The organism is Pseudomonas sp. PvP027 (assembly GCF_017833005.1).
Classification (GTDB): Bacteria; Pseudomonadota; Gammaproteobacteria; order Pseudomonadales; family Pseudomonadaceae; genus Aquipseudomonas; species Aquipseudomonas congelans.
Window position 1 is genome coordinate 5804227 of sequence record NZ_JAFIBK010000001.1, and the last position, 25986, is coordinate 5830212.

Sequence of the window (25986 nt, forward strand, 5' to 3'; positions counted from 1 at the left end):
AGCACACCCGTTCGCGCATCGATTCGCTGTTGTCCGGGCAACAGCGAATCGACAATGTGTCTGGCGTTCATGCTGGCAACGCCAGGCTACTGCGCACCGACGCCAGCCGGCGCAACCGCGTGAAACCGCCTGCCGCCGGGCTTCGCGCTATCGCCAGGCGCAGCACAAGGCTTTGGGCATGACCTGTGCACTGCTGATCAGGATTGTTTTCCTGAGCCAGCGGAGCCACCCGAATGCCTGATGCCGTCCCGACCCCCAAGACAAACCGCCTGCATGCAATAGGGCGCACTCTGGTGCTGACCCTGTTGGCCACCAGCCTCGTCGCAACGGCGCATGCCGAGGACAGCGACGTGCCTTCGCTGGCGGGCAAACGCATTGCGATCAGCATGACCGGTACCAGTCACTACTTCGATATCAAGGCCTTCCAGGCGCAGGTGGATGAGGTCAAGCGCCTGGGCGGCACGCCCATCACGCTCGATGCCGGTCGCAACGACAAGAACCTGGTCAATCAATTGCAGACCGTGGTCACGCAAAAGCCGGATGCGGTGATCCAGACCCTCGGCACCCTCAGCGTTATCGACCCTTGGCTCAAGCGCATCAGCAAAGCGGGGATTCCGCTGTTCACCATCGACGCGCCCTCGCAATACAGCCTCAACAACACCACGTCCGACAACGTTGCTACTGGCAAGGCACTGGCCGGGCAACTGATCAAGGACGCAGGTGGCCAGGGTAACGTGCTGGTGTTCAACGGATTTTATGGCGTACCGGTCTGCGCCATTCGTTACGACCAGCTCAAGTTGGCGCTCAAGGATCATCCAGAGCTGAAAATCATCGAGCCAGAGTTGCGCGATGTCATTCCCAATACGGTCCAGGACGCCTACTCGCAAGTCTCGGCGTTGCTCAACAAGTACCCCAAAGGCAGTGTTTCGGCGATCTGGGCCGCCTGGGACATCCCGCAACTGGGCGCCAGCAAGGCGCTGATCGATGCCGGCAGAACCGAAATCAAGACCTACGGCGTCGACGGTACGCCGGAAGTGCTCGAGTTGATGCGCCGCGAAGATTCGCCGGTGGGGGCTGTGGTTGCCCAGCAGCCTGCGTTGATCGGCAAGACCGCGGTGCAGAACGTCGCCCGCTATCTGGCCGGACAGCACGATCTGCCGAAGGAGACCCAAGTGCCCACCTTACTGACGACGGCCGCCAACCTGCCGGACGTGCAGAAGCTCAGAGGCGATAACTGACGCGGGAGATCGATCATGGGATCAGCGATTGCAGACGTTGCAGCGGTACCGCCGGCCTTGCACTTGAGGGGCATCAGCAAGCGCTTTGGGGCTACCCAGGCGCTGGACGGCGTCAACCTGCGGGTCGAGGCCGGAACGATTCACGGGCTGGTGGGTGAAAACGGGGCGGGCAAGTCGACCCTGATCAAGGTCCTCGCCGGTATTCATCGTGCCGACGCCGGCCGTTTGAGTATTCATGGCCAGCCGTTCGACAGTTTCACGCCGCGCCAGGTCGAAGCCGCAGGCGTGCATTTCATTCATCAGGAGCGACTGCTGCCGGGCAGCTTCAGCGTCGGCGAGGCATTGTTTTTCGGGCAGGAAATCAAGCGCGGCCCTTTCGTCGATCGTCGCGCTCAGGAGCGCGAAGCGGCAAGGCTTCTGAACGATTACTTTGCCATGCGCCTGCCCGCTGGGGCCCTGGTACGCGATCTGGACAGCGCCCAGCGGCAGATCTTGCAGATCACTCGCGCGCTGCTGGCCAGGCCGAAGGTGCTAGTGTTCGACGAGCCGAGTGTGTCACTGGTCAAACAGGAAGTGGACCGCTTGCTGGACATCGTCCGCCGCCTGCGCGATGAAGGGCTGACCATTGTCTACATTTCCCACTACTTGCAGGAAATCGAGTCGCTGTGTGATCAGGTCACCGTGCTGCGTAACGGGCGCGATGTGGCGGTGGTCGATCCGGCGCTCACCAGCACAGCGCAGATCGCCCGGCTGATGGTCAATCGGGAGGTAGGCGAGCAATATTTCCGGGCGCAGACGCAACCCGGCACGCCCGTGCTTCAACTGCGCGGGCTGGGGGCAGGGCGTTTCTACGACGGCGTTGACCTGAGCGTGCGGCGTGGCGAAGTGCTGGGCCTGACCGGGCTGGTCGGCTCGGGTGCCAAGGAGCTGCTCAAGAGTCTGTTCGGGCTGCTCAAGCCGGATCGCGGCGAATTGCTCTTGAACGGTCAGCCGTTGCACCTGAAATCACCGCGTGACGCGGTACGCCATGGCATCGCGCTGGTCCCCGAGGAGCGCCGCACGCATGGCGTGGCACCGGCGCTTTCGGTGCTGGAGAACATCACGCTGGCCAGCCTGGGGCGCTTCAGTCGCTGGGGATTGCTCGACGCTGCGGCGCAGGCCGGGGAAAGCCAATACCTGATCGATGAACTGGCAATCAAGACCTCAGACCATGATGCGCCGGTGCACGCGCTCAGCGGTGGCAACCAGCAGAAGGTTGCGCTGGGCAAATGGCTGAGCCGCCATTCGACGTTATACCTGCTGGACGAACCCAGCGTGGGCGTCGACATCGGCGCCAAGGTGGAGATCTACCGGTTGATTGCCCGGCTTGCCGAGGGCGGCGCGGCGGTGCTGGTGCTGTCGTCGGACTTGCCGGAGCTGATCGGCATCACCCAGCGCATTGTGGTCCTGCACAGAGGACGCATTGCAGGCGAATTCGACTCGCTGAGCACCAACAGCGACCAACTGCTGGCCTGCGCCACGGGCGCCAGTGAAAGCGGCCATGACAGCACATCATTCGCTCCGGAGGCCCATTATGTCAGCGCTTGATCTATCCGTTGCACAGGCTGGCGGCCCTGCGCAACGCTGGCTCGTGCAACTGGCGCAGCGCGGTTCGTTGCTGGTGTTTCTGGCGATTCTGCTCGGCTTTGCCGTCAGTGCGCCGAACTTTCTCAGCATCGGCAACATCAGCAATGTGTTCGCCCAGTCAGCAACGCTCGGCATACTCGCGCTGGGCCTGACCTGCGTGGTCATCGGTGGTGGTTCCAACGTAGTCAGCGGCGGCCTGGACCTGTCGCTGGCGGCCAATCTCGGTCTGTGTGCGGCCGTCTACAGCAGCCTGAACAATGCCGGGCTCGATGCCTGGCAAGCGATTGGCCTGACGTTCGGCTGCGGCCTGCTGGTCGGCGCGTTGAATGGCCTGGCGGTGGTGTTTTTACGCCTGCCGCCGTTACTGGCGACGCTGGCGAGCATGAACCTGATTGCCGGGCTGGAGCTGGTACTGACCCAGAACACTGTGCTGGCGACCGACTCTGCATTGCTGGACAGCCTGGTGTCCGGCGTCTGGCTGGGTGTTCCGGCGCTGGCCTGGGTGCTGCTGGGTGTCGCGGCGGTGTTATGGCTATTGATTCAGCGCAGCGCGTTCGGCCTGCGTCTGTACGCCATCGGCGAATACCCGCAAGCCGCCGAGGCTGCCGGGCTGAATCTGCGGCGCTATGTGTTTGCCAGTTACCTGATTGCCGGAGGCTGCGCTGCGACAGCTGCGTTCTGCTCCGCAGCGTTTTTCAGCGGCAGCACGACCGGTTCCGGCGACATGTTGCTGTCAGTGGTGGCCATCGCCTTTCTCGGCGTGGTGTTCTCGCGGCGTATGACCGCCAACATCCCCGGCACCCTGTTGGCGACACTGCTGCTGGGCTTCCTGATCAACGGCTTTCAATTACTGAACATTTCCAGCTTCTGGGTCAACGGCGTGCAAGGCGTGTTGATTCTGTTGGTGGTGGCGTTTTCCGGGGCATTCGGCCGTCGGGAGGGTGAACAATGAGTACGCTGACCGTGAATACCTCTTCGACGCTGGTAAAGGTTCTGCCGCGCCTTTTGCCAGCGGTCCTGCCACTGTTGGTGCTGATTATCCTGCTGTTTTTCGCGATCAGTGCGCCGGGCTTTCTGAGTTGGGGCAATCTGTCGAGCCTGGTGCTGAACAACTTCGTATTGCTGGCTATCGTGGCAATCGGCATGACCTGGGCTGTTGCTGCTGGTGGTATTGATCTGTCGGTGGGAACGGCACTGGACTTTGCCAGCCTCGGTTTCGTGGTCACGCTGAATGGTGGTCATGGTCTGGGCGCAGCCATTGCGGTGGCCTTGCTGGCAGGCGGCATCGCCGGAGCGTTCAATGCGATGCTGATCGCCGGGCTGCGCATTTCGCCGTTCCTGGCGACGCTGGGTACGCTGTTTATCGGCACCAGCGTGCAACAGTTGTTATCCGACGGCGGCCAGCCGATCTATATCGCTCAGGGCATGTTACCGGGGATCAGCGGCGTGCTGATCCTGGGCGTGCCATTGCCGCTGCTGGTGGTCGGGTTGCTGGCAGGGCTTTACGGGCTGGTCCTGGCACGCGGACGTCTGGGCCGCGAAATCCTTGCGCTGGGCACGCAGCCGCAACTGGCGTATTACTCGGGCCTGCCCACGCGACGCATTGCCGTGCAGGTGTTTTTCGCCAGTGCACTGGCCTGTGCGGTGGCGGGTATCCTGCTCAGTTCGACGGTCAACGCCTACGTGCCGATGTCAGGCAACGCTTACCTGATCAATGCCATCGGTGCCGTGTTCATCGGTACGACGCTCAGCCGTCAAGGGCGCCCGAATATTCCGGGTACGCTGCTGGGTGTGCTGTTCATCAACGTGATCGCCAATGGCCTGTTGCTGATCGGCTGGAACTTCTATTGGCAGCAGGTCGCGACCGGGGCGCTGATCTTTTTGGTGCTGGCGTTCAGTTTCACCAGCCGCCACCTGCTGCGTAACGCGGCGTAAGTGCTCCTCAAGCGTTGCCTTTACCGCTGCCGATCTGCCAGACAAATGGCGGCTCGGTGCCGTTGATGCGCCAGTCACCGACAATGCGCGCCTTGTAGATCAGCGGATTATGCGATGCCGCGGTGCGGGCATTACGCCAGTGGCGGTCCAGCGCCTTGTTGACGCTGACACCTGAAGCGCCCAGTGCGTTGAACAGCTCAGTTGCAGCGCGCAATACCAGTTCCGAGACGATCACCTGGGCCTTGGCCGTCTCGATTTCGGCGGCGATATTGGCGTCTTTTTCCCGCTGTGGGTCATTGCCGAAACGTGCCACGTACGCACGCTGCAACGGCTCGGCGGAGCGCAGCGTTGCGGCCTCTGCGGCGTAGACCTGAGCGGCGATCTGACCGACCACTTGCTGCACTTGTGAGTCCTGGCTGACGCTCCCGGCGTTGCCATGGCTGAAGACGCGTTTGCGATCGCGCACTTCCTGAGCGATGTCGCGTTCGACTGCTCGACCAATACCGGCCAGCACCGCCAGCAGTACCAGTTGATAAAACGCGGTCTGGTATTTGAAGCGTTGCTCGAACGGTATGACGTGTGTGGCCGGCAGCGGCACGTTATCGTAGACCGAGGTGCCGCTGCCGGTGGTGCGCTGGCCGAATCCGTCCCAATTGTCACTGTGACGCACGCCGGCATGCCTGGCTTCGACGACCGCGATCACATCGGCGCCGGTATCGGAGCGCTGGGCATAGACGTCGATCCAGTCGGCAAAAATACTGCCGGTACTGTAGAACTTGGTGCCGTTGAGCACGAAGCCATCGCCTTGCGGGCTGACCTTGGTAATCACGTCGCCGATTTTCACCGCGCCAACTTCGGTCCAGCCATTGCCGACCAGATCCCCGGCCACAAAGCGCGCAAACCATTGGTCACGGTCCGCGCCGGGTGGTGCATTCAGACGGTCCTCGACGAAAGCGAAATGCGCGCGCAGGGCTTGCGGAATATTCGAGTCGGCTTCGGCCAGTTCGATCAGCAGTTGAAACAGCTGGCTGATCGAAGCACCTGCGCCGCCATATTCGATGGGCACCCGCACAGCGCCGAAACCGGCTTTCTTCAGCCAGGCAATCGGTTCGTAGGGCAGGGCGCGGGCTTTTTCGCGTTCGACGCTGCCAGCGCTGATCTCACGGAAGATCGGGCGAAATCGGTTGGCCAGGGTTTCGTAATCGGTCCCCAGCGAGAGCGGGTTTGAGCCGGTTATTTGAGTCATGCAGTACTCCTGAGCGCGAAGAGATCGGCACACGGGCCGGTGGAAGGTTCGCCAGACTCTCTGCATGCTTTGTGCCTGAATGTAACTTGCTGATTTTAATGATTTATTTTTAGGGCGATGGTTTTCTTGTTGATCCGCCAACAGCGGCATGACCGCTGGCTGGCAAATCCACCGCGTTGTCAGCCATGCCGGCAGCTCATGAGCCCTGGAATACCTGTGCCTGCGCGGGATGCGCTGTGAGTGCGCCGCTGTTCGGCCAGCAACAGCGATCGAACATTTTGCTCTGCAGGATGCCGCCAGTCAGGCGTGGCTGTGTGCAACCTACTGCTTTTAAAGGGAAATGTTTTCCGGCACGGGCTGTGCAATGTTCAGGGTCAAGCGTGTTGAGTGTTTTCAACCTGTCGCCAACGAGCAGGAGCCTGTCCATGAGTTTTCCTTCCTCCTTTCCAGCTGCCGCACCTCCCGCACCTCCCGCAGCGCACGTCATTAGCTCGGACGCCGAGGCCATCGAAGTGGCCAGGGCTCTGGCCGGTCGCTTCGCTGAAGATGCTTCCGTGCGTGATCGCGAACGGCGTCTGCCAGTCGCCGAGCTGGATGAATTTTCCGCCAGCGGACTGTGGGCCATTACCGTACCCAAGGCCTACGGGGGTGCGGGCGTTTCCTATGTCACCGTCGCGGAAGTGATCAAGCTCATTTCTGCCGCCGACCCTTCACTCGGGCAAATCCCGCAGAACCATCTGGGCGTGCTCGATATTCTCTTGCAGACCGGCACCGAGGAGCAGAAACGCCACTACTTCGGCAAGGCGCTGGCCGGCTACCGCTTCGGCAATGCGTTCTCCGAGTCGAAAAGCAAGAACGCCGGCGCCTTTCAGACCCGCATTCGCTTCGATGGCGAGCACGCGGTACTGGACGGTGAAAAGTTCTACTGCACGGGTGCGCTGTTCGCGCACATCGTGCCGGTTTCAGGCGTCAACGAGCAGAATCAGGCGTTCATCGCTTTCGTCGAGCGCGACAATCCGGGCCTGACCATCATCGATAACTGGGACGGTTTCGGGCAGCGCACTACTGCCAGCGGCGGGGCCGTGTTGAAGGCGGTCCGCGTCCCCTCGAGTGCGGTGATCCCGGCGCATCGCGCTTTCGACGAACCGACGGCCAATGGGCCGATTTCGCAGATCATTCAGGCGGCGGTGGACACCGGCATTGCTCACGGCGCGTTCGAGGAAACCCTGAAGCACGCTCGACTGGCGCGGCCATGGATCGACAGCAAGCAGGATTTCGGCTGGCAGGACCCGTTCAGCATTGCTGCCATCGGCGACTTGCAATGGCGGCTGCACGGCACCGACGCGATTCTCGCCAAAGCCGGGCAGGCCATCGACCATGCCCTGGCTGAACCCAGTGAAGCCAGCGTCGCGCAGGCCTCGGTGATCGTCGCCCAGGCCAAGGTGTTATCGGCGCAGATTGCCTTGCTCGCCAGCAGCCAGCTGTTCGAACTGGCCGGCACCCGCTCGGTAGTCGGCAAACTCAATCTTGACCGCTACTGGCGCAACGCGCGGACCCACACGCTGCATGATCCGGCGCGCTGGAAATACCACCTGATCGGCAATCAGGTGCTCAACGGTATTGCACCGCCACGTCACGCCTGGAACTGATCACGGAGTACGCCCATGACGCATCCCGCCATTACCGCGCAACTGGCAGTCGCCACCGAAGACCTTGATCAGGCGCGCCAAGGCCTGCAGCACACCCTTGATTATCTGCGTGAGCACGGTCGGCCGTGGTCGCTCAGTGGTTTGCAACGCATCGTCGATGACCCCTATGTGATCAGCAAGGTCGGGGATCTGCAGATTCGTCTGGACGTCGCCGCTGCGCTGCTGGAGCGCGCCCGGCGGCTGGATAGTTCGACCGAGCAGGGTTTGATCGCCAGCAGTGAAGCGGTCATTGCCAGCGCCGATGCTTTGCAGGCAGTGGGCAATATTCAGTACGAATTGACCGGGCAGCGCCCGTCACTGCCAGCCCCGGCCGGCCGTGAGCCGCTGCGCTGGCACTATCAGGTTATCGGCAATCAACGCCTCAATGGCGTGGTTCCGCCGCAGCTTCAGGAGTAAGTGTATGTCCCGCCAAATCCGCCTCAACGCGTTTGACATGAACTGCGTCGGCCATCAATCGCCGGGCCTCTGGGCGCATCCCCGTGACCGCTCCTGGCAGTACAAGGACCTCGAATACTGGACCGATCTGGCGAAAATTCTCGAGCGCGGCAAGTTCGATGGTTTGTTCATTGCCGATGTGCTGGGCATTTACGACGTCTATCGCGGCAACGGTGAGGCGGCGATTCGCCAGGCCACTCAGGTACCGGTCAATGACCCGTTGCAGCTTATCCCGCCCATGGCGCTGGTGACCGAACACCTGGGCTTCGGCCTGACCGCATCGCTGTCGTTCGAGCATCCCTATCCGTTTGCCCGTCGCTTGTCGACGCTGGATCACCTGACCAAGGGGCGCGCAGGCTGGAATATCGTCACCTCGTACCTGGAAAGCGGCGCGAAGAACCTCGGCCAGAAAACACTCACCGAACACGACGCGCGCTACGACTACGCGGAGGAGTATCTGGAGGTTTGTTACAAACTCTGGGAAGGCAGCTGGGAAGACGGCGCGATTCTGCGTGACCGGGAGCGCCGCGTATTCAGTGATCCGACCAAAATCCACGAGATCCGCCATGTCGGCAAACACTTCCAGGTGCCTGGCATACACTTGTGCGAGCCGTCGCCGCAACGCACGCCTGTGCTCTATCAGGCCGGCGCTTCAAGCCGCGGCAAGCAGTTCGCCGCCGAACACGCCGAATGCGTTTTCGTTGCAGCACCCTCGAAAGTCCTGCTGAAAAAGACCGTGGCCGATATCCGCCGACGCACCGCAGAGGCTGGCCGCGATCCGTCAAAGGTGCTGATTTTCAATTTGCAGACGGTGATCCTCGGCGAGACGGATGCCAAGGCCAGGGCCAAATTCGAGGAATACAAAAGCTGGGTCAGTTATGAGGGTGCGATGGCCTTGATTTCCGGCTGGACGGGCATCGACTTCAGCCAGTTCAAGCCTGACGAACCCCTTCGCCACGTTCACACCAATGCCATTCAGTCGGCCGTCGAGACCTTTTCCACGGCCGACCCGAACACGATATGGACGCCGCAGGCACTGGCCGATTGGGTCGGGATCGGTGGCTTTGGCCCGCTGTTTGTCGGCAGTCCGGAAACCGTGGCCGATCTGCTGCAGGAGTGGGTTGAAGAAACCGACGTCGACGGGTTCAACCTGGCTTACGCGCTGACCCATGAAACCTTCATCGATGCGGTCGAGCTGTTGGTGCCGGAGCTTCAGAAGCGCGGCGTCTACAAGACCGAATACGCCAAGGGCACGTTGCGCGAAAAGCTGTTTGGCGACGGGCCGCGCCTGGAAGCAGGGCATCCGGGGGCCGGATTCCGCGACCTGGCTGCGCTGCATCGCAACCGGCAAACGGAAAGTGCCTGAAATGTGATGACTGTCGTTGCGCAGGCGGCGCGGCGCAGATTTGTGACGCGGAGCGTCACGATAGGCATTCCCACGCTGGAGCGTGAGGAACGAGATTCTCCAGACCACTATCGTGCCCATGCTCCGCGTGGGCATGCCTTTCTGGACGCTCCACGTCCGCTTTTGGGGGCGGCGGCGCGGCGCAGATTTGTGACGCGGAGCGTCACGACAGGCATTCCCACGCTGGAGCGTGAGGAACGATAGTCCTGTAACTATCGTGCCCATGCTCCGCGTGGGCATGCCGCTCTGGACGCTCCGCGTCCGATGTTGGGTGCTCGGAACGGTATGGATGCGTGATGTGCGCTCAGCACAGTGCCGGTCACAACTCCAGCTTGTAGCCCACCCCGTACAGCGACTGGATCGGGTCCTGACCGGGGCAGGCCTGTTCCAGTTTGCGGCGCAGGTTGCGGATGTGGCTGTCCACGGTGCGGTCGGTCACTACTCGGTGATCCGAGTAGAGCCTGTCCAGCAGATGGTCGCGGGAGAAGACTCGGCCCGGAGAGCGGGCGAAGGTGGCCAGCAGACGCAGTTCCACCGGGGTCAGGTCCAGGGTGACACCGTTGAACGAGGCCTGGTAGTGCGCTTCGTCCACCAGCAAACCCTTGGGCGTGTGCGGCTCGCTGGAAGAGCTCCGACGCAAGATGGCTTTGACGCGAGCGACCATCTCCCGCGGGCTGAACGGTTTGCAGATGTAGTCGTCGGCACCGAGGTCCAGGCCGAGCAAACGGTCGATTTCCTCGACGCGTGCAGTGATCATGACAATAGGCACGTCGCTGAAGCTGCGCAGTTCCTTGCAGATGTCCATACCGTTGCGGCCAGGCAGCATGATGTCGAGCAGGATCAGTTGGGGCGCGTTCGCTCTGACGGCGGGCACAACGTCCAGCCCGTTACTCAGGCAGTGGGTCGAATACCCGGCCGCGATCAGGTAGTCGCGCATCAGCGACGCCAGCTTGGGCTCGTCTTCGACAATAAGAATCGGCGTTTCGATGCTTGTAGCGGTCATGGGCGCAGGTGTCCGGGCAGGCACAGGGTCAGCCAGAGGCCGCCTGTGGGCGAATGGTCGGCGCTCAGGGTGCCGCCGTGGGCGAGGGCGATGCTGTGACAGATCGCCAGCCCCAGACCCGCACCGCCGCTGGCGCGGTTACGCGAGGCTTCACCACGATAGAAGCGTTCGAACAGTCTGGGCAATTGCTGCGGGTCGACGCCGGGGCCGGAATCCATCACATCGACGCGCACCTCATCGCCCTGCAGGGCGGCACGCACCTGCACAGTGCCGCCAGCATCGGTGTAGCGCACCGAGTTTTCCAGAAGGTTGCTGATCAATTGCTGCAGGCGTCCGGGGTCTGCGTGCACCGGCAGAGAGGCGACAGCAAGCTCCAGTCGCAACTGCAACTGACGGGCAGCACAACGTTCCTCGAACATGTCCGTGATGTTCGTCAGCAGCTCCGCCAGGTCACAGTCGACCTTGCGGTAGGTCAGGGCACCCACGTCCGCCAGGGACAACTCATACAGGTCATCCACCAGCTTGCTGAGCATGCCGACCTCGCCCTGGAGTGACTTCATCGACGCCTGATCCAGTGTGCGCACGCCATCCTCGATGGCTTCCAGTTCGCCCCGCAAGACCGACAGCGGAGTGCGCAGCTCGTGAGACACATCGGCCATGAATTCGCGGCGCATCTTCTCATTGCGTTCCAGGGTATACGCCAGCTGGTTGAAGTCGCGTGCCAGTTGACCGACCTCATCGTTCGAGGAAACCGCCACGCGGCTGGCGTATTCCCCTGCGGCAAGGCGATGGGTTGCTGCGGCCACACGTTTGACCGGATCGAGCAGGGTGCGCGCGATCCACCAGGCAATCAGCACGGCCAGCAGCAGCGACAGCACACCCATCGCCAGGCTGGCGCGCAACTGGTACTGCTGAAAGCGCTCGCCACCGGCCTCGCTGACACTTTGAAAGGGCGTGACCGCCATCCAGCCAACGATTTTGCCGTCGACTTCCACCGGGCGCATGAACTCATCGTCATGGACCCCCGGAAACCCCATCACCAGATTCTTCTGCGCATCCAGCAGCGCGATCCGGAACACTGCGCCGGTCAGGTCGGAGGTGGGCGGTGTGGCCAGCCCGGGGATGGCGAAATCCTGCGCCGGCTCCGGGCGCATCACTTCGAACCAGCGATCCTTGTTGTCACGCATGAATTCCCAACTGCCTTCGCGCGCATAGGCAGCGGCCAGCCGCGGCAGAACCGGCGACATGCGTTGCATGGCCTGTTCGTTGAGGTAGCCCAGAAAGCCACGGGCAAAACTCCAGTTCGCGGTCAGGCCCATGATCAGGATCACTGACAGCACGCTGGCCAGTACCGCGACAAACAGTTTGGTGGAGATGCTCGATTTCATGAAGGCTCGGGTTTTGCCTGAAGACGGCGTCCATTTAGGCCTTCGTGACAGCAAGTTTCAAGTCAACGCGGCAATCTTCAATTTTCCTGCACATTTGCCTCGCAGTCTGACGTCAGGCTTTCGCCACAACGTCCTGAGGCAATCATGTCGAGCAAGATTTTCGCCAAATACCTGATGACTTTGACCTTCGTCATCTACGCAGCCCTTATCGGTCTTCTGAGCGGTTGTTCAGACGGTAATTCGCCGCCTGCTGCGCAGAAACCGACCGTGTCGGTGGTCACTGTCAAACCGCGTAGCCAGTCGCTGACCACCGAACTGGCGGGGCGCACCAAAGCGTTCATGGTTGCCGAGATACGGCCCCAGGTCAGTGGCATCGTGCAGCAGCGACTGTTCGTCGAAGGTGCCGAAATCAAGGCAGGTCAGCCGTTGTACCAGCTCGACAGCGCGACCTATCAGGCGGCACTGGCTGAAGCGCAGGCCACGCTCGCCAAGTCCCGTGCCACGCTCAAGTCCGCACAGGCCACCGCCAAACGCGATGTGCAACTGGCCAGGATCGATGCCATCAGCCAGCAGGATAAAGAAGACGCCGAGGCCAGCCTGCTGACTGCTGCCGCCGAGGTGAAAGTGGCGGAGGCCGATGTGCAGACTGCACGCATCAATCTGGCTTACACACGGATTACCGCACCCATCAGTGGGCGTATCGAGACCTCGACCGTGACCCCCGGTGCATTGGTGGTGGCCCAGCAGGACACCGCACTGACCACGGTTCAGCAACTGGACCCGATTTACGTCGATGTCACCCAGTCCACCACCGAGTTGCTGCGGCTCAAGCGCGACCTGGCCAGTGGCAAGCTGCAAACCAACAGCGACGGGGAAGCTCGAATCACCCTCAAGCTGGATGACGGCAGCACCTACAACCAGGACGGCCGCCTGCAATTCAGCGGCGTCAGCGTCAATGAAGGCACTGGCACCGTGACCCTGCGTGCCAGCTTTGCCAACCCGGAGCGGCTGTTGCTGCCCGGCATGTACGTGGTGGCGGTGTTGGAGCAGGCGCAGGATCAGAACGCGATCCTGATTCCGCAAAAGGCCGTCACCCGCAGTGCCAGTGGCCAGACCACGGTGTTGCTGGTGGTTGACGGCAAGATCGAGCAGCGGGTGATCAGCGTCGACCGCACGGTGGGCAACCAGTGGTGGGTGAGCAGCGGGCTCAAGGCCAATGATCAGGTCGTGGTCGAAGGCGGGCAGAAAACCCCGGTCGGCACCGAGGTTAGCGTGCAGAGCGCCGACAATGCCGATTCGCCAGCGCCGGGTGCTTCGGCCACTGCCGCTACTGTGAAGGAGTGCTGAACATGGCTCGTTTCTTCATTGATCGGCCCATCTTCGCCTGGGTCATTGCCATCTGCATCATGTTCGCCGGTGGGCTATCCATCAGCCAGCTGCCACTTGAGCAATACCCCAATATCGCGCCGCCGACGGTAAAAATCTCCGCCACTTACACTGGCGCATCGGCCAAGACCGTCGAAGACTCCGTCACGCAGGTCATCGAGCAGCAGATGAAGGGGCTGGACCGTCTGACCTATATGTCCGCCTCCAGCAGCTCTGCGGGCAGTGCGAGCATCAGCCTGACCTTCGCCGCAGGCACCGACCCTGATGTGGCGCAGATGCAGGTGCAGAACAAGCTGCAGCAGGCCGAATCGCGTCTGCCGCAAAGCGTGCAGAGTGAAGGTCTGACGGTGACCAAGGGCAGTTCCGACTTTCTCATGCTGGTCGCCCTGGCCTCCGATAACGAAAGCGTCACCGGCACGCAGATCGGTGATTACATTTCCAGCACGCTGCTCGATCAACTCAGCCGTGTGGATGGCGTCGGTGACGTGCAGACCCTGGGTTCGGGGTATGCGATGCGTATCTGGCTGGACCCGGCCATGCTGGAAAAGTACGCATTGATGCCCTCCGACATCAGCTCGGCCCTGGAGGCGCAGAACACTGAGGTCTCGGCAGGCCAGTTGGGAGCTTTGCCTGCGGTTGAAGGTCAGCAACTGAATGCGACCATCAGTGCCCGCAGCAAGCTGCAGACACCCGAGCAGTTCGAGAACGTGGTCGTCAAATCTTCCAGTGACGGTGCCGTTGTGCTCTTGCGCGATGTGGCGCGGGTGGAGCTGGGCAGCGAGAGCTATGACATCAACTCGGCGCTCAATGGCAGGCCTGCGGCGGCAATGGGTATCCAGCTGGCGTCAGGCGCAAACGCGCTGAGCGTTGGCGAAGCGATCAAGGCCAGACTCAAGGAGCTGGAACCGTTCTACCCCGCGCAAATGCAACTGAAGACAGTGATTGCCTATGACACCACGCCATTCGTGAGCCTGTCGATCAAGGAGGTGGTGAAGTCGCTGGGTGAGGCAATCGTGCTGGTGGTGCTGATCATGTTTCTGTTCATGCAGAACCTGCGCGCCACGCTGATTCCGGCGATTACCGTGCCAGTGGTGCTGCTGGGCACGTTCGGCGTGCTGGCGCTGTTCGGCTATTCGATCAACACCCTGACCATGTTCGCGATGGTCCTGGCCATCGGCCTGCTGGTCGACGATGCCATTGTGGTGGTGGAAAACGTCGAGCGGGTGATGGGTGAAGAGCACCTGAGCCCGCTGGAGGCGACCCGTAAATCAATGGATGAAATTACCAGCGCGCTGATCGGTATCGCGCTGGTGCTGAGCGCCGTGTTCATTCCGATGGCCTTTTTCAGCGGTTCCACCGGGATTATCTACCGGCAGTTTTCGGTGACCATTGTTTCGGCCATGCTGCTCTCGGTGCTGGTTGCAATGACCCTGACCCCAGCGTTGTGCGCAACGATGCTCAAAGCGTCGGATGCGCAACTGCACGCACAACGGGGTGGCTTTTTCGGCTGGTTCAACCGCACGTTCGAGCGCAGTGCCGACTGCTATCAGCGAGGCGTGAGCGGAGTCATCGAACATCGCGGACGGGGTCTGCTGGTGTATGCGCTGGTGCTGGTGGTCATGGCGCTGGGTTACGTCAGCCTGCCCACGTCGTTCCTGCCGGATGAAGACCAGGGCGCGCTGATGGCGCAGATCCAGCTGCCGGTGGGTGCTACCGACAGCCGTACACAGGCGGTAATGAGGCAGTTCGAGGCTTACATGCTCAAGCAGCCGGAAGTCGAGGCATTGATCAGCATTTCCGGGCTGGGGATGGGCGGTAACAGTCAGAACACCGCCAGGGCATTCATCAAACTCAAGGACTGGAGCGAGCGTTCCGGCAAGGAGCAGGGCGCAGCGCAGGTGGCACAGCGTGCGACGCTGGCCCTGGCGAGCATCGGCGACGCCAGTGTGTTTGTCATGCAGCCCCCTGCGGTACGTGGCCTGGGGCAGAGTTCAGGGTTCGATGTGCAACTCAAGGACCTCGGTGGTGTGGGGCATGAGGCACTGGTGGCGGCACGCGAGCAGTTTATCGAACTGGCGAGAAAGGACTCGAGCATGCTGGGCGTGCGCAGCGACGGCCTGGACGACACTCCGCAGTTGAAAGTGACCATCGACGACCGCAAGGCCGGTGCATTGAGCCTGTCCACCAGTGACATCAACTCGACCCTGTCCACTGCGCTGGGCGGCAGCTACATCAACGACTTCCTCAATCAGGGGCGAGTGAAAAAAGTCTACGTGCAGGGCGAGGCTGCTTCGCGCATGCAATCAGCTGATCTGGACCATTGGTTCGTGCGCAACAGCAATGACGAAATGGTCCCGTTCTCGTCGTTCGCCAGCAGCCGTTGGAGCTACGGCTCGCCGTTGCTGGAGCGTTACAACGGCAGCTCGTCACTTGAAGTGGTGGGCGATCCTGCGCCGGGCGTCAGCTCGGGTACAGCGATGGATGCCGTTGAAGCCATCATCAAGCAACTTCCCGAGGGCATCGGTTACGAGTGGACGGGGCAGTCCTACCAACTGCGCTTGTCCGGGTCCCAGGCGCCGATGCTCTACGCCATTTCAGTGCTGTTCGTATTCCTCTGCCTGGCAGCCTTGTACGAGAGCTGGTCGGTGCCGTTCTCGGTCATGCTCGTGGTGCCGCTGGGTGTGGTCGGCGCTGTATTGGCGACCCGCATCAGTGGCTTGAGCAATGACGTGTACTTTCAGGTGGGCTTGCTGACCACGGTGGGCCTGGCGGCGAAAAACGCGATCCTGATCGTCGAGTTCGCCAAACATCTTCAGGAACAGGGCAAAAGCCTGCATGAAGCAACCCTTCTTGCCGCCCGGCAACGCCTGCGTCCGATTCTGATGACTTCGCTGGCATTCATGTTCGGTGTGCTGCCGCTGGCCCTCAGCAGCGGTGCAGGCTCGGCCGGGCGCAATGCGATCGGCACGGGCGTTCTGGGCGGCATGTTCAGCGCCACTGTGCTGGGTATTTTCCTGGTGCCGCTGTTCTTCGTCGAAGTGCGTCGCCGCTTCAGTCGTTCGTCAGGCAATGCTCCGGCGGCTCAACCCACATCTACAGGTGAAGCATGATGCGTCTTTTCTGGCCTTCGCTGGCTGTCACGGCGCTGCTTGCGGGCTGCGTCAACCTGGCCCCGGATTACCAGCGCCCTGAAGCGCCGGTTTCAAGCCAATGGCTGCCGGCGACAGCGGGCCAGCCGGTTGCGTCGGCCAGCGTGCCCACGGACATCGAATGGCAGAATTTTTTCATCGATAACCGCCTGGTGCGCCTGCAGACCCTGGCGCTGGTGAATAACCGCGACCTGCGCCTGGCCAGCCTCAACGTCGAGAAAGCGCAGGCGCAATATCGCATCGAACGGGCGGCGAGCCTGCCGACCATTGATGCCAGTGGCAGCGGAACGCATACACGCACGCCGTCATCGACCTCCATGACCGGAGGCTCGTCGATCAGCCATGAGTACAGCGCGCAGCTTGGCTTGAGCAGCTATGAACTGGACGTATTCGGGCGTATCCAGAACCTTCAGGACGAAGCGCTCGAGGATTATCTGGCGTTGACCGAAACCCGGCGCAGCACGCAGATCAGCCTGATCGCCGAAGTGGCGACCGGCTGGCTGACCCTGGCCGCCGACAACCAGCTTCTGAAACTTGCCGAAGACACGCTGGCCAGCCAGCAGAAAAGCTACGACCTGACCCGAAGCAGTCATGCGCTGGGCGGTTCTTCCGGGCTGGAAGTGGCCCAGGCGCAGACAACGGTCGAATCGGCGAGGGGCGATGTGGCGCAATATAAAAGCCAGATTCTTCAGGACCGTAACGCCTTGCGTCTGCTGGTGGGCAGCGATCTGCCGGAGGAGCTGCTGCCCAATGCCGACATGCAGTCGGTGGCGCAATTGGTGCAGGTGCCGGATGGCCTGCCTTCCAGCCTCCTGCAACGTCGCCCGGACGTGCTGAGTGCCGAGCACACGCTGAAAGCCGCGAACATTGATATCGGTGCAGCGCGTGCGGCGTTCTTCCCCAGCATCACCCTGACCGCCAGTGCAGGCTCTTCCAGCTCCAGCCTGTCGGGTCTGTTCAAGTCCGGAACCGGCGCGTGGAGCTTTGCGCCAAGCATCAGCGTGCCGATTTTCGATGGCGGCGCCAATCGGGCCACGCTGGACTCGGCCAAGGTCGAGAACCAGATCCAGATTCAGACCTATCAGCAGACGATCCAGACTGCATTCAAGGAAGTGGCCGATGCTCTGGCGGTGCGCAGCACGCTGGATGAGCGGCTTGCCGCACAGCAGGCCTATACCGATGCCAGCCGCAGAAGCTACGAATTGGCCGACGCTCTGTACCGTGGCGGATCGCAGAGTTACCTGGAGGCGCTCGAGTCGCAACGCTCGCTGTACAGTGCCGAGCAGGACCTGATTTCCCTGCGCCTGACAGAGCAGAGCAACCGGGTCACGCTCTACAAGGTCATGGGCGGCGGATGGAATCGGTGATGTTTTTTTCTACTAGCCTTTGAATAATCGCAGCGCTTAAACGTTTTACCCCTACGCACAGTGCGGCCATTTGCAGGTTCGCACTGTGATTTTGATCCTTCATGAACAGGAGTTCTCATGAAACCCTCCCAGCCGAAGTACGCCCACGCCTTGTTGCTGCTGGTCACTTCACTCAGCCTTCAGACGCCAGCTCAGGCCCGTATGGCATCTTCTGCAACCGTCGACAATACGGCCCGGCTTGCCGTGGTCAAACCGGTCAGCAGCTGTGCTGCACTGAGCAGCGTGGAACTCAGTGATATCGGCGGGCAGGGCAGTCGTGTGCTGGCGGCCAGTGAATCGACGCGTGATGGTGTCGCGGTGTGTGCCGTGGAAGGTCAACTGGCGCCGGAGATCAATTTCAGGCTTGAGCTGCCAACCCGCACCTGGGAGCAGCGCTACCTGCAAGTCGGCTGCGGTGGATTGTGTGGCAACGTCAACTCGACCGTGCGCGCCGCTGATGGCTGCACATCACTGAGTGCTGGCGCATTCGCGGTGGCCTCCACCGACATGGGGCATCGGGCGGCAGACGAGCATTTCGGCGATGACCCGCAAAAGCGCGCCGATTTCGCCCATCGTGGTGTGCACCTCACTGCACTGGCCTCGAAGAAACTGATTGCTGCGTTCTATGGTCGCAAAGCGCAATACGCCTACTTCAGTGGCTGCTCGGACGGCGGTCGCGAGGCGTTGATCGAAGCACAGCGCTACCCGGACGATTTCGACGGCATCATTGCCGGAGCCCCGGCGCTCAACTTTCAAGTGCAGAAAACCCTGTACCACAGCTGGATGGCTCGCTCCAACCGCGGCGCGGACGGCAAGCCGATCCTTCTCGCTTCACGACTGCCGTTGCTGCACAAGGCCGTACTCGACCAATGCGATCTGCTGGACGGGCAGATCGACGGCCTCATAGCGGATCCGCGTATCTGCCACTTCGACCCCGCCGCGTTGCAATGCAAGGCGTCTGCCGACCCCGCCACGTGCCTGAGCGCGGATGAGGTAGCCACGGTCAGACGCTTTTACGATGGCCCGAAAGACGCAGCCAGTGGCGAGCGGCTGACCTTGGGCGGCCCGCAGCCGGGTTCGGAACTGGCATGGGCTGGCGTGTTTGTGCCGGTCAGCGCCGATCAGACTGTGTACAGCGAAAAAGCCGCGCTGGAGGCCATTCGCAATGTCGTGTTCGAGAAGAACCCGTCCGCAGGTTTCGATTTGAATGCGCTGGAGTTAGACAAGAAAACCTTTGACCAACTGCGCCCGCTGCATGCGCTGTACGACGCTACCAACCCTGATCTTTCATCATTCGCCAGCGGTGGCGGCAAGCTGATCCTCTGGCACGGCTGGGCCGACCCGAACATCTCACCGCTCAACACCCTGGCGTATCACGAGGCGCTTGAAGCGCAGATGGGCAAGACCCGCACCGAGGCATTCTCGAGGCTGTACATGTTGCCCGGCGTCTATCACTGCGGCGGCGGGGAAGGGCCAAGCCTGGTCGATCTGCTGACACCGGTCATGGCCTGGGTCGAAAAAAGCCGGGCCCCGGATGCCATCGTTGTCCGACAGGCAGGCCCGGAGAAGGCCGGCAACAGGCAGCGGCCGCTGGCACAGTCGCTGCCGGCGTCGATGGTCAAGGAAAACGTGGGCAATCGCGGACGCACCCGCAAGGTCTTCCCGTACCCGTTCATGGCCGAGTACGACCACAAGGGCTACGCGAAAAACGCAAATAGCTACCAGCGCACCCAGCCGCTGACCACGGAAAAAACACCGCAATGGATGGGCAGCGGGTTCTTCAAACCGTATACGCCCCTTGAACGTCAGGCGCAGTAGCGATTGCACCGGCACAACGCGGGCGAATTATTTTCTCCTCGTTCTTGACATGGCATGCGAACCAGTACAGAATTGCGTCCATTCCTGAGCGAGGAATTGAAAAAAACCCTTTAGATTCAATGGGTTGGAAGCCAAAGAAATAAAGGTTTCCCGCGAAATCAAAACACGTTTGATGTTCAAGTGAAGCATCTTTCGTTTGAGGCCGAGTAGCAAAATGGTTATGCAGCGGATTGCAAATCCGCCTACGCCGGTTCGATTCCGACCTCGGCCTCCACTATTCAAAGCCCCGCAGATTAACGTCTGCGGGGTTTTTTATTGGGCGCTGGAAAGTGAGGAGTTCCGAAACTTTCTCACTTTGAGGGCTGCGCGACGGCCAACCTTGAAGATGTGCTGTTGCGACTGCCTACGCCTCGGGCGAGTGACATTACAGAGCTGCTGCCACACCGCTGAACGCCTGCCCGACAGCAGGCACAGGTTTACAGGCGCCAATAGTGAGAGTTGAGATAATTCCTCCGGACTATAAATCAATGACTATTACCTACCGACTGAACATGATGCGCACCTTGATGACCGCCTTGGGCGGGCCGTAAGGTGATGCGCGCGTAGGTACCAGTGCTTCGATATCCGCTTTCTGAATGCTGAAAATTTTTATCAGCGCGGTGGCTTCACCGCAAGCGCCCAAGCTATTTACAACTGGTCCTCCGGGCTTCAAGGTGACGTCGCTTAACGCTTGCGATGGGATACCCTTCCGAGATGACGAAGGCTGTGGTCTCAGAAGCAACCGAGCTTTTCCAATCGATTTCAAGGCTCAAATGCGCCGCGTAGCGGGGCTCGCGACACCAAAAAACAAGAGAGGCGCACTTGGACTACCTAGCAGCACTGACCGCCTTCGTAGAGTCTGCCAACGGGAACAGCTTCTCCAAAGCCGCAGGGCGTTTGGGGATCAAAGCTTCTACGGTTTCGCGTTACATCAAAGATCTAGAGCACGATCTCGGCATTGCACTTTTCAATCGATCAACACGAAAACTCGCATTGACCGAGGGTGGGCAAACGTTCTTGTACCACGCCCAAAAAGTCCTCTTTGAATTGTCAGAAGCCAGGGCGGCAACGTCCGCCCTCAATCAAAATCCACGAGGGAGGTTGAAGGTTAGTCTGCCTCCTGCTTTTGCACGTCATCACATACTCCCTCTGGTAGGCGAGTTTATCGAGCGTTATCCAGACATCACGCTAGACCTCAGTCTTGAGGAGTCACATGTCGATCTGATCGCCACTGGAATCGATCTTGCGATTCGAATTGGCAGGTTGGCGAACTCCAATCTCAAGGCGAGAAAGCTGGCTGAGGTAAAGACTTTCCTATGTGTGAGTCCAGAGTTTGCCACTCGTTATCCTCAACCGGATTGCCCCGCTCAACTGCCTGTCGACCTGATGATCATCGGTCGTGAGTACCCCGAGGGGTTGATATGGTCCAACGACAGCGAGCAGGTTTCGTTGCCCGTGGGTGCTGTACTTTGGATAAATGACCTTGAGGCTCAGCTAATTGCGGTGAGCAACGGGTTGGGAATGGCATTGCTCCCAGATTGGCTTGCCAGTGCCAGTTTGCGCGATGGTCGACTGGTGCGCTGGCTGCCTGATTGGGAGGTCAAGGGCTCACAGGAATCTGGCGCCATCTGGTTTGTATATCCTCCGAAGCGAATCGTTTCTTCGAAGGTGCGATGCTTTATCGATTTCATTGCTGATCGCGTGGTTGACCCGCCTGTGTGGCAGCGATGATTCCCGGTATGAGCCAGCCATACCGGGATTCCATTTAGCTGAACCGAATATCCAGTGATCGCAGGTATGTCTGTAGACCTGCATCCTGAATCGGGATCAGAAATGCTTCGCGATCCGACTCGTTGAAGTGGGCATGCCAATAGCCAGGTGGCGTGACGAACGCAAGCCCTGGCGTCCAATCTACGCGTTTTGGATTGCGAATCTGGCCATTCTCGTCAAGTTCAGTACCGACAAGCGAATAGCACCCGGTTGGGCAGTCAATGATGAAGTCAAGGGCGATGGATTGGTGCCGGTGGGGTTTTTGGATCGAGCCAGCCGGGAGGATGCCGTACATAGCCCACAGTACATGGGTCACTGTGCGTGTCTGAGGAAAGTTGCTGTTACCCAGCAGAATACTGATGCGGCTGCGATCCTGTGCACGTGGATCATCAGCGGCTTCACGAAGCTTTGCCGATGCGACAGCCGCAGGGTACAGAGTCGGGGTGAAGCGGTCTTTACTTCTGCTCACGCCTAAGTAGCGAAGCAGAGGCTCATCATGTACCCAATAGAATCGTGCGTCCGCCGACGCCTTGAGGATTGTGCTGTTCATCCCTGGCAGGGCGATGAAACAACCTTTTGTCCATTCAAACGCCTCTTCACCGTACGAAAGGCTGCCGCTACCATCGATTACATACAGAACCTGGGAGGTCGCGTTGGGCGCTAAAGTGACGTCATCGCCGGCGTTCAGTCGAATGAAACTGGCACAAAGACCTGGGCCGGTTGCTGGGCCTTCACACTCAAGTTTTTCGCTCAAATCGAGAGCCACTGTTCGAGATGGGCCCGAATCATAGAGCGAAGCAGGGAAGCTCTGGTACGGGATGCGGGTGATCAAGTTTGCGCTGATCGGGTTTGCCGCTTTGCTGTACTCGAAGTATTCGGCATAGATCTCATGTGGAGATACTTCCAGGTTTGAATGCGGTTGAATTGCACTGTTCATAATGAATCCTCGCTCTGTGTCTCATGATCAGCACGCTGCGGGAGCCAGCACGCCACGGTGAATTCAATATACGAGTCTGGTACGGCGCTATGAAGAACCGCACCGGCATATCACTTGTGTGCAAAGGGGTGTTGATTCCCTCCCGATCCTGGCGTTGAAAGGTTGGGGTAGGTGTGAGGCGGAATCTGCTGGAACTGGCTCGATAGGTGATTGAAAGGTGGCGTGAGTTGCCTGGGTGGTCTATTAATTTGGAGTGTGTCTTAACGAGGGCTCAGCCTTGGTCGGTAGAATTTCTGATTCCGAACTTCATGAAATGCGTATTCGCAAGTTGCAGAACGACATCGCCGATTCGGAGCGTCTCGGGATGCCGGTGAAATTCATGCATCTCTCCGCGCTGACGCCAACCAGTCGAGAGCAACATGTCGAGCGACATGGCGAGTTGTTCACGGGACAGCAGATGCTTGATTGGTGGGCAGAAGGGGATAACCGTGTGCGCTGTCGATGCGCATGCACTCCGGTACTGCTGGACAGGCAGGGCAGGCCAATGACGCCTGACCTGATAGCCAGTGCAAAGATTGAGTTGAAGAACTTCAAGCTTTCCTGAGCTTTCGCTTGATGCTTTTTGCGGAATTGAATGGAATGGAGGGTGACTGTGTATATCGGCAGCGATAAGCAGCGGTTTCGGGTCCAGCGTTTTATCTCGCTCGTTCTGTTGGCTGTTTCGGTTTTCCTGCTGATAACAAACGGTTACTCCTATCTGCTGTGCGGTGGCGCTGGCTATCCGGTATTCAAGGCCGTGACATGTCTTTGCGTGGGTTCCGTCATGTTCTATTTCTCGAAGCGTTGGTGATCGCCGTCGCACTGGCAGCACGATTATTGCTTGGCAAGACTACCCAGCCTGTCAGGCTTTAATCGAGGTGAGACCCATGAGCAAACCCCTTGTCCGGTGGCCGATCGATCCGCGCAGAGCGGCGGTTATCGTTGTAGACATGCAAAAGGTCTTTTGCGAGCCCACTGGGGCGTTGTACGTAAAAAGTACGGTGGATATCGTCCAGCCTATCCAGAAGCTGCTGCAAGCTGCGCGGGCTGCTCGTGTGACGGTGGTTTATCTTCGCCACATTGTGCGCGGCGATGGTTCTGATACCGGGCGTATGCGTGATCTTTACCCGAATGTTGACCAGATACTGGCACGGCATGATCCGGGCATTGAGGTCATCGAAGCACTCGCGCCTCAGTCAGGTGATGTGATTGTCGACAAGCTGTTTTACAGCGGCTTTCATAATACTGACCTGGACACCGTGCTGCGTGCGCGGGATGTCGACACGATCATCGTCTGCGGCACGGTCACCAATGTGTGCTGTGAAACCACGATCAGGGACGGCGTGCATCGTGAGTACAAAGTCATCGCCCTGAGCGACGCCAATGCCGCGATGGACTACCCGGACGTCGGCTTCGGCGCGGTCTCTGCAGAAGAAGTTCAGCGAATATCGCTGACGACGATTGCCTATGAGTTCGGTGAAGTAACGACGACCGCCGACGTTATCGAACGTATGGAAAGCGCCTGAAAACAGCGGGTCGAATGTGCGCAGTTCTGGCCCGTTTTTTCATATCTGTGCATTCAAACCATGCGTTCCGTTTCAGACTGTTTGATCCAGCTTTAGAGGTCGAAACAGCTAACTGCTTGTATGAACGATGAATTCTTCCAGTGGCATGCTTTCTGCTCTTGCCTCGCTGATCTTCATCCTTATGGGTGAGCCTTCCCGGTAGCGTGTCAGCGAGAGGAAACAGCCGTATGACTCTGCACTATGTGCCCATTATCAACCTGGCCCCCTATTTTTCCGAAGACCCGGACGGCAAGGCCGCCGTAGCCAGGGCAGTCAATCAGGCGTGCAGGGACATCGGGTTTCTGGTCATCACCGAGCACCAGATTCCCGGAGCGCTTATCGACAGGGTCTCGCGTTTGACCCGGCAATTCTTTGATTTGCCGCTGGCGGAAAAGCGCAAGGTAGACCGGCCCAGTCCGGAGATGGTGCGCGGCTATAGCGCGGTGGCCGAGGAGAGCCTTTCCTATTCCCTGGAAGAAAGTGCGCCGGGGGATCTCAAGGAGTCTTTCTCCATCGGGCCGAGTAATGTTCCGGACGAAGATTATTATCACAATGCCCAGGCGGGCTCGCACTTCGCACCGAATGTCTGGCCTGCGCAAGACCTGCTGCCCGGATTCAAGGAGGCTTACCAGGCCTATTTCGACGCCATGAGCGAATTGGCTCAATCGTTGATGCGCTTGTTTGCCTTGGCATTGGAACTGGATGAGTGTTTTTTCGATGACAAGATCGACCGGCATATCAGCATGTTCCGCAGCCTGAGTTATCCGGACATCAAGACCGAGGTCGAGGCTGGTCAATTACGCGCGAGTGCACATACCGACTACGGCAGCCTGACCATCGTGCGCCCCGATAACGCGCTGGGCGGCTTGCAAGTGCGTAATCGTCAGGGCGAGTGGGTCGATGTGCCGTATGTCGAGAATGGTTTTGTGGTCAACATTGGCGATCTGATGATGCAGTGGACCAACGACCAGTGGATTTCCACGCTGCACCGAGTGGTCAACCCGCCGATGACCAGCGATCAGGACAACCGCCGACAGTCTCTGGTGTTCTTCCACCAGCCCAACTACGACACCTTGATTCAATGCCTGCCAGGTTGCCTGCCGCCTGGCGCTACGCCTCGGCATGCGCCGGTTACATCAGGCGATCATTTGCTGTCCAAGTTCGTCAAACAGACGACCTTTGGCGGCAGCAAGGTGGCCTGATATGAACTCCCTGTCTTACGTCAACGTGTTCGCGCAGGACATTGTCCGTCTGAGCACCTTCTATTCTGACCTGTTCGGTTTTCGCGAAATCGAGTCCATCAGGTCACCGATCTTCCGCGGACTGGACACAGGCAAGTCCTGCATCGGTTTCAACGCGCTTGATGCGTACGAGCTGCTTGGCCTGGAAGCGTTTGCAGGCAGCACCGGGTGCAGGTTCTTGCTCAACATCGACGTGTCCGAACAAGCCGAGGTAGACCGACTGGTGCCGCTGGCGGTGGCGCAGGGCGCAAGACTGATCAAGGAACCGTATTTGACGTATTACAACTGGTATCAGGCCGTGCTGCTGGACCCCGAGCAGAACGTCTTTCGCATTAACGTGATGCTCTGAAACTCCCGGCGAGCGGCGTTTTTTTTGAGGATCATTGGAGGGAGGCCCCGGCAGGGTGAAAAGGCTAAACTGACTCACACTTTTATGTGGAGTTTTAAGTGTGAGCTGGATTTTAGAGCGGTTACTTGCCCTTGTTTTATTTATGCCGCTGATGTTTGCAGGTGCGTGGCTGGGGTTCGAGATACCTGGAATAGATCACGGCACACGGACAGTATTTTTCGTCGGCTGGATGATCGTTGTGGCATGTGTTGTCGGTCGAATCTGCAAAAGAATATTCAGGGAAAAGTAGCCGACCTTGAGCG

General features: G+C 59.8%; 23 protein-coding genes and 1 tRNA gene. 19 read left to right on the forward strand and 5 right to left on the reverse strand.

Annotated elements, in window-relative coordinates; all coding sequences use genetic code 11:
- Window positions 1-233 precede the first annotated feature (233 nt).
- Genes JOE33_RS25315 through JOE33_RS25330 form a run of 4 tightly spaced genes read left to right on the forward strand, consistent with a single transcriptional unit; the run spans window position 234 to window position 4799 of the window.
- Window positions 234-1238 (forward strand): sugar ABC transporter substrate-binding protein, encoded by a 1005-nt coding sequence (locus JOE33_RS25315; protein WP_010440464.1) that lies wholly within the window; start codon window positions 234-236, stop codon window positions 1236-1238.
- A gap of 15 nt (window positions 1239-1253) precedes the next feature.
- Window positions 1254-2825, forward strand: a complete 1572-nt coding sequence (locus JOE33_RS25320; RefSeq protein WP_187625435.1) for a sugar ABC transporter ATP-binding protein — start codon at window positions 1254-1256, stop codon at window positions 2823-2825.
- A complete protein-coding gene (locus JOE33_RS25325; RefSeq protein WP_187625434.1) occupies window positions 2812-3816 on the forward strand; it encodes an ABC transporter permease in 1005 nt (334 codons plus the stop codon). The genes JOE33_RS25320 and JOE33_RS25325 overlap by 14 nt, the downstream gene beginning before the upstream one ends.
- On the forward strand, window positions 3813-4799 hold the full coding sequence (locus tag JOE33_RS25330; protein WP_032612815.1) for an ABC transporter permease: 987 nt from the start codon (window positions 3813-3815) through the stop codon (window positions 4797-4799). Before JOE33_RS25325 ends, JOE33_RS25330 begins: the two co-directional genes overlap by 4 nt.
- Before the next feature lie 7 nt (window positions 4800-4806).
- On the opposite strand, the gene JOE33_RS25335 is transcribed toward JOE33_RS25330, so the two are convergent.
- Window positions 4807-6045 carry an acyl-CoA dehydrogenase family protein gene (locus tag JOE33_RS25335; RefSeq protein WP_010440451.1) on the reverse strand — a complete coding sequence of 413 codons (1239 nt, stop codon included), beginning with the start codon at window positions 6043-6045 and terminating at the stop codon, window positions 4807-4809.
- A 196-nt stretch (window positions 6046-6241) separates the two neighbouring features.
- Entirely contained in the window at window positions 6242-6472 is a 231-nt protein-coding gene (locus JOE33_RS25940) for a hypothetical protein (protein ID WP_010440446.1), read from the reverse strand.
- Here JOE33_RS25940 and JOE33_RS25345 point away from each other — a divergent pair.
- The 3 genes from JOE33_RS25345 to JOE33_RS25355 are packed head-to-tail and all read left to right on the forward strand — an operon-like array spanning window position 6471 to window position 9555.
- Window positions 6471-7694, forward strand: coding sequence for an SfnB family sulfur acquisition oxidoreductase (locus JOE33_RS25345; protein ID WP_187625433.1), 1224 nt, complete (start codon window positions 6471-6473; stop codon window positions 7692-7694). The genes JOE33_RS25940 and JOE33_RS25345 overlap by 2 nt on opposite strands.
- A 15-nt stretch (window positions 7695-7709) precedes the next feature.
- The gene (locus JOE33_RS25350) at window positions 7710-8150 is read left to right on the forward strand and encodes an acyl-CoA dehydrogenase (protein WP_010440441.1); all 441 of its coding nucleotides are present in this window, start codon (window positions 7710-7712) and stop codon (window positions 8148-8150) included.
- 4 nt (window positions 8151-8154) lie between these two features.
- Window positions 8155-9555, forward strand: a complete 1401-nt coding sequence (locus JOE33_RS25355) for an LLM class flavin-dependent oxidoreductase (RefSeq protein WP_096125065.1) — start codon at window positions 8155-8157, stop codon at window positions 9553-9555.
- A 358-nt stretch (window positions 9556-9913) separates the two neighbouring features.
- On the opposite strand, the gene JOE33_RS25360 is transcribed toward JOE33_RS25355, so the two are convergent.
- A complete protein-coding gene (locus tag JOE33_RS25360) occupies window positions 9914-10597 on the reverse strand; it encodes a response regulator (protein WP_010435907.1) in 684 nt (227 codons plus the stop codon).
- Entirely contained in the window at window positions 10594-11985 is a 1392-nt protein-coding gene (gene baeS, locus JOE33_RS25365) for a sensor histidine kinase efflux regulator BaeS (RefSeq protein ID WP_096125066.1), read from the reverse strand. The genes JOE33_RS25360 and baeS overlap by 4 nt, the downstream gene beginning before the upstream one ends.
- Before the next feature lie 144 nt (window positions 11986-12129).
- Here baeS and JOE33_RS25370 point away from each other — a divergent pair, with 144 nt between their 5' ends.
- From JOE33_RS25370 to JOE33_RS25395, 6 genes are all read left to right on the forward strand, one after another.
- The gene (locus tag JOE33_RS25370; RefSeq protein WP_187626181.1) at window positions 12130-13332 is read left to right on the forward strand and encodes an efflux RND transporter periplasmic adaptor subunit; all 1203 of its coding nucleotides are present in this window, start codon (window positions 12130-12132) and stop codon (window positions 13330-13332) included.
- Window positions 13333-13334: 2 nt separating this feature from the next.
- Complete coding sequence (locus tag JOE33_RS25375; RefSeq protein WP_209924143.1) at window positions 13335-16481, forward strand: efflux RND transporter permease subunit; 3147 nt, start codon at window positions 13335-13337, stop codon at window positions 16479-16481.
- Entirely contained in the window at window positions 16481-17887 is a 1407-nt protein-coding gene (locus JOE33_RS25380; protein WP_010435897.1) for an efflux transporter outer membrane subunit, read from the forward strand. The genes JOE33_RS25375 and JOE33_RS25380 overlap by 1 nt, the downstream gene beginning before the upstream one ends.
- 117 nt (window positions 17888-18004) lie before the next feature.
- A complete protein-coding gene (locus JOE33_RS25385) occupies window positions 18005-19744 on the forward strand; it encodes a tannase/feruloyl esterase family alpha/beta hydrolase (protein WP_187626182.1) in 1740 nt (579 codons plus the stop codon).
- 200 nt (window positions 19745-19944) lie between these two features.
- Window positions 19945-20018, forward strand: a tRNA-Cys gene (locus JOE33_RS25390).
- A 587-nt stretch (window positions 20019-20605) separates the two neighbouring features.
- Window positions 20606-21514, forward strand: a complete 909-nt coding sequence (locus JOE33_RS25395; protein ID WP_187626183.1) for a LysR family transcriptional regulator — start codon at window positions 20606-20608, stop codon at window positions 21512-21514.
- A 34-nt stretch (window positions 21515-21548) separates the two neighbouring features.
- Here the strand turns inward: JOE33_RS25395 and JOE33_RS25400 are convergent, their stop codons facing one another.
- The gene (locus JOE33_RS25400; protein WP_187626184.1) at window positions 21549-22490 is read right to left on the reverse strand and encodes a cupin; all 942 of its coding nucleotides are present in this window, start codon (window positions 22488-22490) and stop codon (window positions 21549-21551) included.
- A gap of 313 nt (window positions 22491-22803) precedes the next feature.
- Here JOE33_RS25400 and JOE33_RS25405 point away from each other — a divergent pair, with 313 nt between their 5' ends.
- The 6 genes from JOE33_RS25405 (at window position 22804) to JOE33_RS26080 (ending at window position 25973) form a co-directional block, all read left to right on the forward strand.
- Entirely contained in the window at window positions 22804-23094 is a 291-nt protein-coding gene (locus JOE33_RS25405; RefSeq protein ID WP_032612839.1) for a hypothetical protein, read from the forward strand.
- Window positions 23095-23142: 48 nt separating this feature from the next.
- A complete protein-coding gene (locus JOE33_RS25410) occupies window positions 23143-23340 on the forward strand; it encodes a hypothetical protein (RefSeq protein WP_096103249.1) in 198 nt (65 codons plus the stop codon).
- Window positions 23341-23416: 76 nt separating this feature from the next.
- Window positions 23417-24055: an isochorismatase family cysteine hydrolase gene (locus tag JOE33_RS25415; RefSeq protein WP_032612842.1), complete on the forward strand. Its 639-nt coding sequence runs from the start codon at window positions 23417-23419 to the stop codon at window positions 24053-24055.
- Window positions 24056-24282: 227 nt separating this feature from the next.
- Complete coding sequence (locus JOE33_RS25420) at window positions 24283-25296, forward strand: 2-oxoglutarate and iron-dependent oxygenase domain-containing protein (protein WP_096103247.1); 1014 nt, start codon at window positions 24283-24285, stop codon at window positions 25294-25296.
- Window position 25297: 1 nt separating this feature from the next.
- The gene (locus tag JOE33_RS25425; RefSeq protein WP_187626185.1) at window positions 25298-25684 is read left to right on the forward strand and encodes a VOC family protein; all 387 of its coding nucleotides are present in this window, start codon (window positions 25298-25300) and stop codon (window positions 25682-25684) included.
- 100 nt (window positions 25685-25784) lie between these two features.
- Window positions 25785-25973, forward strand: coding sequence for a hypothetical protein (locus JOE33_RS26080; protein WP_096125074.1), 189 nt, complete (start codon window positions 25785-25787; stop codon window positions 25971-25973).
- Window positions 25974-25986: the final 13 nt, after the last annotated feature.